General features: G+C 72.6%; 9 protein-coding genes. 7 read left to right on the plus strand and 2 right to left on the minus strand.

Annotated features, from left to right (window positions below; translation table 11 throughout):
- Positions 1–321 precede the first annotated feature (321 nt).
- Positions 322–1,263, plus strand: a complete 942-nt coding sequence (locus tag AC07CM_RS05330; protein WP_478875002.1) for a hypothetical protein — start codon at positions 322–324, stop codon at positions 1,261–1,263.
- Positions 1,264–1,988: 725 nt separating this feature from the next.
- Here the strand turns inward: AC07CM_RS05330 and AC07CM_RS05335 are convergent.
- Complete coding sequence (locus AC07CM_RS05335; protein WP_478875003.1) at positions 1,989–3,317, minus strand: aminotransferase-like domain-containing protein; 1,329 nt, start codon at positions 3,315–3,317, stop codon at positions 1,989–1,991.
- An 88-nt stretch (positions 3,318–3,405) separates the two neighbouring features.
- Here AC07CM_RS05335 and AC07CM_RS05340 point away from each other — a divergent pair, with 88 nt between their 5' ends.
- From AC07CM_RS05340 to metG, 5 genes are all read left to right on the plus strand, one after another.
- Positions 3,406–4,194, plus strand: coding sequence for an alpha/beta fold hydrolase (locus tag AC07CM_RS05340; RefSeq protein WP_478875004.1), 789 nt, complete (start codon positions 3,406–3,408; stop codon positions 4,192–4,194).
- Between the two features lie 10 nt (positions 4,195–4,204).
- The gene (locus AC07CM_RS05345) at positions 4,205–5,161 is read left to right on the plus strand and encodes an endonuclease/exonuclease/phosphatase family protein (RefSeq protein ID WP_478875005.1); all 957 of its coding nucleotides are present in this window, start codon (positions 4,205–4,207) and stop codon (positions 5,159–5,161) included.
- Positions 5,162–5,199: 38 nt separating this feature from the next.
- Positions 5,200–7,140 (plus strand): FUSC family protein, encoded by a 1,941-nt coding sequence (locus AC07CM_RS05350; RefSeq protein ID WP_478875006.1) that lies wholly within the window; start codon positions 5,200–5,202, stop codon positions 7,138–7,140.
- A 102-nt stretch (positions 7,141–7,242) separates the two neighbouring features.
- A complete protein-coding gene (locus AC07CM_RS05355; protein ID WP_478875007.1) occupies positions 7,243–8,886 on the plus strand; it encodes a VWA domain-containing protein in 1,644 nt (547 codons plus the stop codon).
- A gap of 136 nt (positions 8,887–9,022) precedes the next feature.
- Positions 9,023–10,738 (plus strand): methionine--tRNA ligase, encoded by a 1,716-nt coding sequence (metG, locus tag AC07CM_RS05360; RefSeq protein WP_478875008.1) that lies wholly within the window; start codon positions 9,023–9,025, stop codon positions 10,736–10,738.
- A 155-nt stretch (positions 10,739–10,893) separates the two neighbouring features.
- On the opposite strand, the gene AC07CM_RS05365 is transcribed toward metG, so the two are convergent.
- Positions 10,894–11,241 carry a DoxX family protein gene (locus AC07CM_RS05365; RefSeq protein WP_478875009.1) on the minus strand — a complete coding sequence of 116 codons (348 nt, stop codon included), beginning with the start codon at positions 11,239–11,241 and terminating at the stop codon, positions 10,894–10,896.
- 182 nt (positions 11,242–11,423) lie between these two features.
- Between AC07CM_RS05365 and AC07CM_RS05370 the strand changes: the two genes are divergently transcribed.
- Positions 11,424–12,237: hypothetical protein (locus AC07CM_RS05370; RefSeq protein WP_478875010.1), on the plus strand; the 814-nt coding region annotated here is incomplete at its 3' end.

Genomic DNA, 12,237 nt, shown 5'->3' on the forward strand with positions numbered 1-12,237 from the left:
TTTTTTGGGCTGGCGCGACAAGGGGGGGGAGGGGGGGGGGGGCCGGGTGGGGGGGGGGGGGGGGGGGGGGGTGGGCCCGGGAGGGAAGGGGGCGGGGCCCCCCCCACTCCCCTGTGTTTCCCTCCTCACCGGCCGCAGGGCCGGAGTGTGCGCGAGCGTCGGCCTCCTTCTCCCTCCACCAGGAAACACCCGTTCGGGTGAACCCTCCACCGGAGAGCGGCAGGTCGGGGCTCCGCCGGAGGTGCGGCCGTTCGGTCCAGCCGTCCCCCGAACGCAGTCACACCGCTCGCGCACGTGGTCCGGACGCCCTTGCCTGGAAGGGTGCCACCACGTATCAGGAGTGCCCTGTCGGCCGTACTGATCGCCCTGGCCTGCCTCCTCGTGCCGTTCGGCGCGCTGGCCGCCTGGGCGTCGTACGGGCTCGCCGACACGGGCCGGTACGTCACCACGATGGCCCCGCTCGCCGCCGACCCGGACGTGCGGGAAGCGGTCGCGGAGACCGTCGGGGACAGCATCCTGCGCGAGGTGGACCACAAGATGGACGTCCGCCCGCTGCGTGGCTCGGTCGCGCCGTTCGTGCACGACGCGGTGCGCTCCTTCACCCAGACCCGTGCCTTCCGGATGGCCTGGGACACCGGGAACCGGGTCACCCATGACGCGGTCCTGCGCGCGCTGCGGGCACAGGAACCGGCCGAGGACGCGTCCGAGCGCCCGGTCACCGTCGATCTCGCCCCCGTCACCGCCCAGGTCAAACAGCAGCTCACGCACGACCACATTCCGCTCGCCGCGCGCATCCCGGTGGAGCACACCGCGGTCCCCGTGCTCCAGGCGGGCGAGGTGGCCTCGTTGAGGAAGGGGTTCCAGGTGCTCGAATTCGCCGGCTTCTGGCTCCCGGTCGCGGCGGTCGTCTTCGCCGCCACCGGGATCGCCCTGGCCGTCCGCCGCCGCCGGGCCGTCGCGGCGACCGCGCTGGGCACGGCCCTGGGCGGCGCCCTGCTCGGCCTGGCGCTGACCGTCGGCCGCGGACTCACCCTCGCCGACCTGCCCGCCGACGTCCCCCACCCGGCGGCGGGCGCGGTCTACGACGCCCTCACCGCCACTCTGCGCACCGCCTCCTGGATCCTGCTCGGCCTCGGCCTCGCGGTGGCCCTCACGGCCTGGCTGACCCGCTGCCTCCGCCTGCCCCGCCCCACCCGACGCCGCCGAACCACCACAGAGCCAACGCCACCCCCCACACCGGCCCCAACACGAGCCCAAGCCTGACGACGGGTTCTGCCCCGGCTCGACCTAGGTGCAGCGCCGCCTCACCCACCGCCTGCGCCGGTCCCGTCCTACGCGACCTCGACGAGGACCCGCAGAGCCCGCATCAACTCCGACTGCGGCACCCGATCCCAAGCCCGACGGCACCCCGCGGCTCAACCTCGCCACAGCCCTCGCTCGCCCACCACCCGCGCCTACCCCGTCCCGCGCGACGCCCACTGACCACACCAGCCCAAGCCCGAGGGCGCCCGGAGGCTCGGCCCGGGCGCGACCTCGCCACAGCGCTGCCTCACCCACCACCCGCACCTACCCGTCCCGGTCGACGCCCGCAAGAACCCGCAGAGCCCGCATCAACTCCCCCTCCGGCGCCCCACACCAGCCCAAGCCCGACGGCACCCGGCGGCTCGGCCCCACCGCAGCCCTCGCTCACCCGCCACCCGCGCCTACCCGTCCCACGCGACGCCCGCAAGAACCCGCAGAGCCCGCGTGAACTCCGCCTCCGGCCCCAACACGAGCCCATGCCTGACGAAATCCGCCGGTTCGGCCCGAGCGCGACCTCGCCACAGCCCTGCCTCACCCACCACCTGCGCCAGACCCGCCCTACGCGACCTCGACGAGGACCCGCAGAGCAGGCGTCAACTCCGCCTCCGGCGCCCCACACCAGCCCAAGACCGACGGCACCCGGCGGCTCGGCCTCACCGCAGCCCTCGCTCACCCGCCACCCGCGCCTACCCGTCCCGCGCGACGCCCGCAAGAACCCGCAGAGCCCGCGTCAGCTCCGCCTCCGGGGCCGACGCGAGGCCGAGTCTGACGGCGTCCGGGGTTCGGCTCGGGTCGACCGAGAAGGCGGTGCCCGGGGTGACGGCGATCCCGTGCGCCCGGGCGGCCGCGGTGAAGGTGTCCGCCCGCCAGGGCGCGGGCAGCTGCCACCAGGCGATGTAGGCGGCCGGATCGGACCGTACGGCGAAACCGTCCAGCTCCCTCGCGACCAGCCGCTGCCGCCGCCGCGCGTCGCGCCGCTTGGCGTCGACGAGCCGCGTCACGGTCCCGTCCCCCGTCCACCGCACGGCCGCCTCCAGTGCGAACGAACCCGCGCTCCAGCCGCCGGACCTGACGGCCCGCGCCACCGCCTCGGCCCGTCCGGCCGGTGCGGCCACGAACCCGACGGTGAGCCCCGGCGCGACCCGCTTCGACAGCCCGTCGACCAGGTGGACGAGCCCCGGCGCGAGGGCGGCGAGCGGCGGTTCGGCGCCCTCGTGCAGGAAGGACCAGATCCGGTCCTCCACGACCGGTGTCCCCAAGCTGTGGACAACCTCCGCCAGTCGCGCCCGCCGCTCGGCGCTCAGGGTCACCGAGGTCGGGTTGTGCAGGGTCGGCTGGAGGTAGAGGGCGGACAGGGGAGCGGTGCGATGGGCGGCGGCCACCGACTCCGGGAGCAGCCCCTGTTCGTCGGCCGCGAGCGGAACGAGCGTGCAGCCGAGCCGGGCCGCGATCTCCTTGACCAGCGGATACGTCAGCGGTTCGACACCGACCCGGCCGCCCGGCCGGACCAGCGAGGCGAGCGTGGCGGCGACGGCCTGACGCGCGTTGCCGGTGAAGACGATCCCGTCCGGATCGGGCCCCGGGCCGCCGGTGGCCACCAGCGCTGCGACCGCCTCCCGGGCGGCCCGCGTACCGGCGGCCGGGGCGGGCCGCAGCGCCTCGGCCAGCGCGTCCGGCCGCAGCAGCGGGGCGAGGGCCGGGGCGAGCAGCTCCGCCTGTCCGGGTGCGGACGGGTAGTTGAGCTCCAGGTTCACGGGCGCGCCGCCCGCCGCCTCGGTCAGCGCGTGCCCCGGCTGCGGGTCCGGTTCGGTGGCCCGGACGAACGTACCGCGCCCGACCTCGCCCACCACCAGCCCCCGGCGCACCAGTTCGGCGTACACCCGGCCCGCCGTCGACGCGGCGATCCCGTGCCGCCGGGCGAACGCCCGCTGCGGCGGCAGCCGCTGACCCGGCCGGAACCGGCCGCGGCCGATGTCATCGGCGATCCGGTCGGCGATACGCCGGTAGTCGTCCACAACTCCCCCTGCCGTACGGACACGTCGGATTGCACCGAGAGCAAAGATTTTATTGCACCGAGGAGTTGACGCACCTAGGGTCGATCACATGCCCCCCTTCCTCTCATACGAGGACAAAAACCCCGGCGCATCCTCCCGGGTCCCCCTCGTCCTCGTCCACGGCCACCCCTTCGACCGCTCGATGTGGGCCCCGCAGCTGACCGCGTTCTCCGCCGGCCGCCGGGTGATCGCCCCCGACCTGCGCGGCTACGGCGCCTCCCCGGTGACCCCCGGCACCGTCCCGCTCTCCCGCCACGCCCGGGACATCGAGGAACTGCTGGACTTCCTGGCGGTCGGCTCCTTCGCGCTCGCCGGGTTGTCGATGGGCGGCCAGATCGCCATGGAGTGCTACGACCGCTTCGGCGACCGCGTCCGCGGCCTGGTCCTCGCGGACACGTTGCCCGACCCCGAGACACCCGAGGGCGCACGGGGCCGGCGCGCGCTGGCCGACCGGCTGCTCGCCGAGGGCATGCGCGGCTACGCCGACGAGGTCCTGGAGAAGATGGTCGCCCCGTACGCCGCACCCGAGGTCAAGGCCCACGTCCACCGCATGATGACGGCCACCTCCCCGGAGGGCGCCGCGGCCTCCCTGCGCGGCCGCGCCGAACGCCCCGACTACCGGCAGCTGTTGACGAAGGTGACCGTCCCCGCGCTGGTCGTCGTCGGCGCCGACGACACGTACACACCGGTCACGGACGCGCGGGCCATGCACGCGGCGCTCCCGGACTCCGTGCTGCACGTCGCCGAGGGCGCGGCGCACATGCCGAACCTGGAGCGGGCGGAGGAGTTCAACCAGGTGTTGGGCAAGTTCCTGACGCGGGTGGACACCCACTCGTAGGCTCGCCCGTGTGACAGATCGCCCCGGACGCAGGACGGGTTCCTGGTGCGCCGGACTCCTGCTCGCCGGGGTGAGCGTGGTCCTCGGCTGCCGGGTGGCCGACACCGACGGCATCACGCCCGTGCCGCAACTGCTCGCCTTCCTGCCCTGGCTTCTCGTGCCGGCGGGCCTCGCCCTGCTGTGCGCGCTGCTCACCCGCTGGTGGCCGGGGCTGGTGTGGGCACTCGCCGTGCTCGGCCTGCTGGCCTGGTACCTGGATCCCTACGGCAAGATCCACGAACCCGGGGGACAGCCCCTCGTCACCCTGCGGGTGCTGACCTCCAACGTCGAGTTCGGACGCGGCACCCCCGCCCTGGTCCCGCAGATCCGCCGCCACCACCCCGACCTCGTCTTCGTCGAGGAGTGCGAGTACACCTGCCAGGCCACCCTGGAACGGGACTTCGCCGGCACCTACCCGCACCGGCGGGCGGTCGTCGCCGGCGGCTCCCGCGGCTCCCTCATCCTCAGCCGCTTCCCGCTGAGGGCGACGGCCGGCGTCCCCGGCACGATGGGCATGCCCGGCGCCGTCGCCGACGCGGACGGCCACACCGTGCGCGTCCAGCTCGCCCACCCCATGCCCCCGTTGCCCCGGCAGGTCGGCCTCTGGCAACGTGAACTGGGCCGGCTGCGCGCCTTCGCCGCCGCCGACACCCGCACCCCCACCATCCTCGCGGGCGACTTCAACGCCTCCCAGGACCACGCGGCCTTCCGCCACATCCTCGACACCGGCCTGACCGACGCCGCCCGCCGCGACGGCCACGACCGCACCCCCAGCTGGCCCGCCCGCACCGCCTCCGTCATCGGCGCCCAGATCGACCACGTGCTGCTCTCCGCGGACTTCTCCGCGACCGACGCCCACTTCCTGCGCCTGACCGGCACCGACCACCGAGCGCTCGTCGTCGACGTCACCCTCCACCAGCGCAGATGACCCCGAACCGGCCGGAGCGAAGCGGCCATAATGGGCGCATGCCCCGCGAGTTCCCCACCGGCCTGACTCCCCCCGACTGGCTGGTCCGGAACCTCCAGCCCCACCGCGCACCCCTCAACCGGTGCGCGATGGCCCGCGCTGCGATCGCAATGACCCTGCCCCTGGCAATCGGACTCACCACCGGGCAACCCGAGTACGGAGCGCTCGCCTCCATGGGCGCCCTGTCCGGAGTCATCGGCGACACGGCCGACGCCTACCGCCTGCGCGTCCTCAACATCGCGGTCCCGCAGCTCTTCGGCGCGGTCGGCGTCACGCTGGGCGCCCTGGTGTACGGCCACGGGTGGTACGCGGTCGTCACCGTCACCGGTGTCGCCCTGGTGTCCGGGATGATCTCCACGATCGGCGCGGTGGCCTCCGTGTCGGGCCTGCTGCTGCTCCTGAACTGCGTCATCGGCGCGGGACTTCCGCTCCCGGGCGCCTGGTGGGTGGCACCGGCGCTGATGGCCGGCGGCGGCCTGCTCGTCCTCGCCCTCGCCCTGCTCGCCTGGCCGCTGCGGGCCGGGGTGCCGGAACGCGCGTCCGTCGCGGCCGCCTACCGCACGGCGGCCGACCTGCTGGCCGCCTGCGGCGACCCGGACCGGTACGTCACCGCCCGCGTCGACGTCACCCAGTCCCTGAACCGGTCCTACGACCTCATCCTGGCCAACCGCGCCCGCCACCACGGCCGCAGCCGCGAACTCACCCGGCTGCTGGCCCAGTTGAACGCGATCACACCGGTGGTCGAGGCGGCGCCCGCCGTCCACCTGTCCGGCCGGCCGCTCCCGCCGGAGGTGCCCGAGGCCGTCCACGTCCTGGCCCGGGCCATCGAGTCCGGCCGCACGGGACCCACGGTCCTGCCCCGCCTCCCCATGCCCACCAACGAGACCGCCCGGGCCGTGGACCACGCCGTGCGCCACGCGGCCGAGGTCGCCGCCGCACCCGACGTCGACCCACGCGGCATCGAGGACCGCCTCGGCCGCCCCGCCGCCCTCGGCGTCCGCACCGCGCGCGCGGCCCGCAACGTCGTCCTGTCCGCCGGGTCCTGGCGCTACGGCCTGCGCCTCGCCATCTGCATCGGCATCGCCCAGGCCCTGGTCTCGCTGATCCCGGTCCCGCGCTCCTACTGGGTCGCCCTGACCATCACCTTCGTCCTCAAGCCCGACTTCGGCTCGGTCTTCTCCCGCGCGCTGCTGCGGGCGCTGGGCACGGTCGTGGGGCTGGTCGTCGCCGCGGCGATCCTCGCGGAGGTGCCGCGCGGCTGGTGGGACGTGCCCGCGATGCTGCTGCTGGCCCCGCTGATCCCGGCCCTCACCCCCCGCGGCTACGGCTACCAGACGGCGGCCATCACCCCGGTGATCCTGCTCCTTTCGGACATCCTCAACCACATGGGGACGGCCCTGCTGCTCCCCCGTCTCCTGGACTCCCTGATGGGCTGCGCGATCGCCCTCATCGCCGGCTACCTGCTGTGGCCGGAGAGCTGGCACACCCGCGTCGGCGACCGTCTGGCCGACGCGGTGGCGGACACGGCGGCCTACGTCGAGGCGGCCTTCGGCCCGGGCACCGAACCGGCCGCCCGCGCCCGCATGCGCCGCCGCCTCTACCGGGACCTGTCGACCATCCGCACCGAGTTCCAGCGTGCACTGACCGAACCACCGCCCACCGGCCGGCGCGCCGCCGCCTGGTGGCCACTCGTCGTCGCCGTGGAACGCATCGTCGACGCGACGACCGCGGCCCGGGTCCGCGTCCGCCACGGCGCCCCGGCTCCGTCGGCCGCCGAGATCGGGCAGGTGGCCCTGCAACTGCGCGAACTGTCGGACGGCGTCCGCCGTACAGAGACCCCCACCGCCGTGCGCACCGACCTGACGGGCCCCTCGGGCAGCGTGCTGGAACCCCTGCGCCAGGAGGTGGCCGCGGCGCGGTCGATCACAACACCGCATTGACAGGTCGGCCACCGTCCGAAACCCGACTCTGGGCCGCTAACCTTACGTGTCCGTCCTGGCCAGGGATTAAACGGGCATCAACTCACGCGAAGGGTTGCGCACATGGGCATTCTCACTCTCCTGCGGAACGCATTCGGCCGCTCACGCAAGGTACGGACGGCCGAGGCAGAGGGTGCGGCCCAGTCCCCCCAGCCACCGGCCACCCCCGCCCACCTCCCCGAGCCCCGCACGTCCTCCTCCGACGAACACGAACTGGTCTCAGCAGCCTTCGGCAACGCAACGGTCCCCCACCAGGCCACAGAGCCGAACCTGGTGGAGGAGCCCCCGGCAGAGACAGAGCCGGAGCAGAAGCAGGCAGCGCCGGAGCCGACGCCTGCCGCGGAGGCCGAGGCGAAGCCGGAGGCCGAGCCGGAGCAGGCGGCGGAGCCCGAGGCGAAGACGGAGCCCGAGCCGGAGCAGGCGGCGGAGCCCGAGGCCCAGGTGGAAGCAGAGCCGGAGCAGACGGCGGAGCCCGAGGTCGAGGTGAGGGCCGAGTCGGCACCGGAGCCCGAGGCCAAGGTTGAGGCCGAGCCGGAGCTTGCGGCGGAGCCCGAGGCCGAGACGGCCCCTGAGCCCGTGGCTGAGGTAGAGCCCGAGCAGGCGGCAGCCCAGGCGCACGAACCGGAAGCCGCCGACGGCGAGGAGGCCCCGCAGGGGCCACCGGCAGCCGACAACGAATCCCGCACGGGTGGTGCGGGTGGGAACGACTTCGCCGAAGGCGAAGCCGAGGCCGAGGCGGAGGCAGAACCGCAGCCGGCGGCACAGCCGGAGCCGACGCCCGTCACGGAGCCCGAGGCCAAGACGGAACCCGAGCCGGAGCAGACGGCTGAGGTAGAGCCCGAGGCCGAGGCGGCCCCTGAGCCGGCGGCAGTCCAGGCCGCCGACGGCGAGGACGCCCCGCAGGGGCCACGGGCAGCCGACAACGAATCCCGCACGGGTGGTGCGGGTGGGAACGACGACGCCGAAGGCGAAGCCGAGGCGGAGGCAGAGCAGCAGCCGGCGGCACAGCCCGAGACCGAGTCGCAGGCCGCCACCACCGCCCCCGCAACCCCCCTCACCCGCGTGAAGTCCCGCACCCCCTCCCTCACCACCGCCTACAAGGGCGCCACCACCACCCTCAAGAAGACCAACCTCACCGGCACCCGAGCGAAGCTCTACCTCGTGCTCGACCGCTCCGCCAGCATGCGCCCGTACTACAAGGACGGCTCCGCCCAGGCCCTCGCCGACCAGACCCTCGCCCTCGCAGCCCACCTCGACCCCGAGGCCACGGTCCACGTCGTCTTCTTCTCCACGGAGATCGACGGCACCACCGACCTGACCCTCACCGCCGACCACGAGACCAGGATCGACGACGTCCACGCCGGCCTCGGCCGCATGGGCCGTACCAGCTACCACGCCGCCGTGGAAGCCGTACTCGCCCACTACGAGAAGAACGCCGAGCCCACCACCCCTGCCCTGGTGATCTTCCAGACGGACGGCGCCCCGGACGCGAAGACCCCCGCCACCCAGTCCCTCACCGAAGCCGCCGGGAACCACCCCTCCGTGTTCTTCTCCTTCGTCGCTTTCGGTGAGCACGACAACAAGGCCTTCGACTACCTCCGCAAGCTGAAGACCGACAACACGTCCTTCTTCCACGCGGGCCCCACCCCCCGCGAGCTCACCGACACCGAGCTCTACGAAGGCGTACTGTCGAACTGGCGCCCGTAACCCACCGCGACGTGCAATAACCTGCCGTAACCCCGTGCCGTCCGCTTCTCACCCCGTAAAACGAGAAGCGGACGGCATACACACGTCGGCTACGATTTCAAGGTTCGTACACATAGCGACCTGGGAGCAGCCCCCGATGGCTCGACACCTCATCACCAGCGCCCTTCCGTACATCAACGGGATCAAGCACCTGGGCAACATGGTGGGGTCCATGCTCCCGGCGGACGTGTACTCCCGGTACCTCCGCCAGCGCGGCCACGACGTCCTGTACATCTGCGCCACCGACGAGCACGGCACCCCCGCCGAGCTGGCCGCCAAGGAGCAGGGCCTCGCCGTGGACGAGTTCTGCGCCCAGGCGCACGACGCCCAGAAGGCGGTCTACGACGGCTTCGCGCTGGCCTTCGACTACTTCGGCCGCAGCTCCTCCCCGGAGAACCGGGACATCACCCAGCACTTCGCCCGCAAGCTGAACGAGAACGGCTTCATCGAAGAGCGCGCCATCCGCCAGGTGTACAGCCCCGCCGACGGCCGCTTCCTGCCGGACCGCTACGTCGAGGGCACCTGCCCCCACTGCGGCTACGACAAGGCCCGCGGCGACCAGTGCGAGAACTGCACCCGGGTCCTCGACCCCACGGACCTGATCAACCCCCGCTCGGCGATCTCGGGCTCCACGGACCTGGAGGTCCGCGAGACCAAGCACCTCTTCCTCCTGCAGTCCAAGCTGCAGCACGAGGTCGAGGAGTGGGTCTCCCGGCACGAGGAGGACTGGCCGCAGCTCGCCTCCTCCATCGCCCGCAAGTGGCTGAACGAGGGCCTGCACGACCGGGCGATCACCCGTGACCTGGACTGGGGCGTCCCCGTCCCGGCGGACACCTGGCCGGAGCTGGCCGCCGAGGGCAAGGTCTTCTACGTCTGGTTCGACGCGCCGATCGAGTACATCGGCGCGACGAAGGAGTGGGCCGACCAGGACCCCGACAACCGCGACTGGAAGTCGTGGTGGTACGACGTGGACACCGACGTCCGCTACACCGAGTTCATGGCCAAGGACAACGTCCCCTTCCACACGGTGATGTTCCCGGCCACCGAGCTGGGCGTGCGCGAGCCGTGGAAGAAGGTCGACTACGTCAAGGCCTTCAACTGGTTGACCTACTACGGCGGCAAGTTCTCCACCTCGCAGAAGCGCGGCGTCTTCACCGACCAGGCCCTGGCGATCCTCCCCGCCGACTACTGGCGCTACTTCCTGATCGCCAACGCCCCCGAGTCGGACGACTCGTCCTTCACGTGGGAGCACTTCACGGCCACGGTCAACAAGGACCTCGCCGACACCCTCGGCAACTTCGTGAACCGTGTCCTGTCCTTCTCCCGCAAGCGCTTCGGCGACGACGTCCCCGACGGCGGCGAGCCGGGCGAGGCGGAGGCCCGCCTCGGCCAGGAGATCGCGACGCTCCTCGCGGAGTACGAGTCGCACATGGAGACCCTCCAGTTCCGCAAGGCGGCCGCCGCCCTGCGCGCCCTGTGGTCGGCCGGCAACTCCTACCTGGAGGAGAAGGCCCCCTGGCTGGAGATCAAGACGGACAAGGACGGCGCCGCCCTCACCCTGCGCACGGCGATGAACCTGATCCACCTGTACGCGGTGGTCTCCGAGCCGTTCATCCCGGCGACGGCGAAGATCATGCGGGAGGCGTTCTCCCTGGAGAACGACACCGCGGCCTGGGTCACCGCGGACGAGGCGAAGGCCCTGGCCCCGGTCCCGGCCGGCACCCCGTTCACCGTCCCGCCGGTGCTGTTCGCGAAACTCACCGACGAGGACCTGGCGACGTACAAGGAGCGCTTCGGCGGCGACGAGGGCTGACCCCCACGATGCCGTCGTCGCACTGACGCGGCCGGAAGATCATGCGCACGGCCGAGGCCCGCGGGGTGACCCGGCGGGCCTCGGCCGCCAAGCCCGACCCCTCAGTGGCCGTCGCTCCCAGGAAGGTTGGCGCACCGGGCGCAGGTGTTCGCACGCTAGGCGGCGTACCCGAGGACGAGCGCCCCGACCACCGGAGCGGCGTAGACGAGCGGGAACGGAATGTGCGAGTACCAGCGCGCCCGTGCCACGGTGACGGCGGCCCCGGCGAAGTACACCACCAGCCCGATCCCGGCCAGCACCCCGATCACCGGCACGAACAGCCCGACCACCAGCCCCACGGCCCCCGCGACCTTGGCCGCCCCCAGCCAGGTCCACCAGCCGCGCGGCACCCGGTAGTCGGTCAGCGCCCGCACGATCCACCGGGCACGCATCAGCAGCACGGTCCCGGAGAACCCGGCCATGAGGGCGGCGAGAAGAGTGACGACGAGGTGGGCGGTACGCATGAGGATCTCCCATCGAGCGATCTACCGAGTCACGAACACTCCTCTGACACCGGCACCCAGGGGTGTGTGACAGCGCGGCGGAGAAATCCCCGAAAGAAATGAACGTTCCTGCGCCACTCGAAAGACTGAACGCACCCCGACCGCCCGGACAGAGGGCTCCTCGTCGCCCATAAGTTGCGCACATGGTCACATCAGCCCATGAGGGCATGCACCGGATCTTCCAGGAGCGGCCCGAGATCCTCACGCCCGTGTTCAAGGTGCTGGGCATCGCGTTACTCGAGAAGGCCACCGTGGACGCCGTCATCACGGACGTGACGGAGACCAGGCCGCTGGCCCGTCATATCGACACGGCACTGCGCGTCGCCCCCTCGGACGGCCAGGAGTTCCTGCTCGCCATCGAGGCTCAGGAGCGCCGCGACCCGAAGAAAGGGTCGAGCTGGGCCTACTACGCCGCGTATCTCCGGGCGAAGTACGGCCTGCCGGTCCTTCTGCTGGTCGTGTGCCGGGATCGTCCGACCGCGAAGTGGGCGGCGGGTCCCTTCGAGTGCGGGGCGCGCGGATGGATCGCACAGCGGACGTATCCGCTGGTGGTCGGCCCGGACAACCTCCCGGTGATCACGGACGAGAGGACCGCGGCGGAGAAGCCCGCACTCGCCACGTTCTCCGCCCTGACACACGCCAACAGCGCGGACCGCGACGCCATACTGGAGGCACTGGGCCGTGCCCTGCAGGGCATGGACGTCGAGGCCGCCGACTACTTCTACCAATTCCTGGACGTCGCCCTGGGGGAGAACCCCGCCGGCGACAAGTGGAGGCAGATCATGGGGTTCGTCAACTACTTCCCCGGCCGCGGCCATGTGATGGAGCGGGCCTATCTGGAAGGCAAGGCCCAGGGAGAAGCCAAGGGAGAGGCCAAGGGCGTTCTGGCCGTCCTCGAGGTGCGCGGGATCCCCGTGCCGGACGACGTCCGCGGACGCATCGCCGACTGCACCGACC

The organism is Streptomyces sp. NPDC044061 (assembly GCF_056434305.1).

What these genes read in the sequence shown, in the direction of transcription:
- AC07CM_RS05340 (WP_478875004.1), top strand. Translation starts at nt 3,406, where the DNA reads ATGCCCCCCTTCCTCTCATACGAGGACAAAAACCCCGGCGCATCCTCC.
- AC07CM_RS05350 (WP_478875006.1), top strand. Translation starts at nt 5,200, where the DNA reads ATGCCCCGCGAGTTCCCCACCGGCCTGACTCCCCCCGACTGGCTGGTC.
- AC07CM_RS05355 (WP_478875007.1), top strand. Translation starts at nt 7,243, where the DNA reads ATGGGCATTCTCACTCTCCTGCGGAACGCATTCGGCCGCTCACGCAAG.
- metG (WP_478875008.1), top strand. Translation starts at nt 9,023, where the DNA reads ATGGCTCGACACCTCATCACCAGCGCCCTTCCGTACATCAACGGGATC.
- AC07CM_RS05365 (WP_478875009.1), bottom strand. Translation starts at nt 11,241, where the DNA reads ATGCGTACCGCCCACCTCGTCGTCACTCTTCTCGCCGCCCTCATGGCC.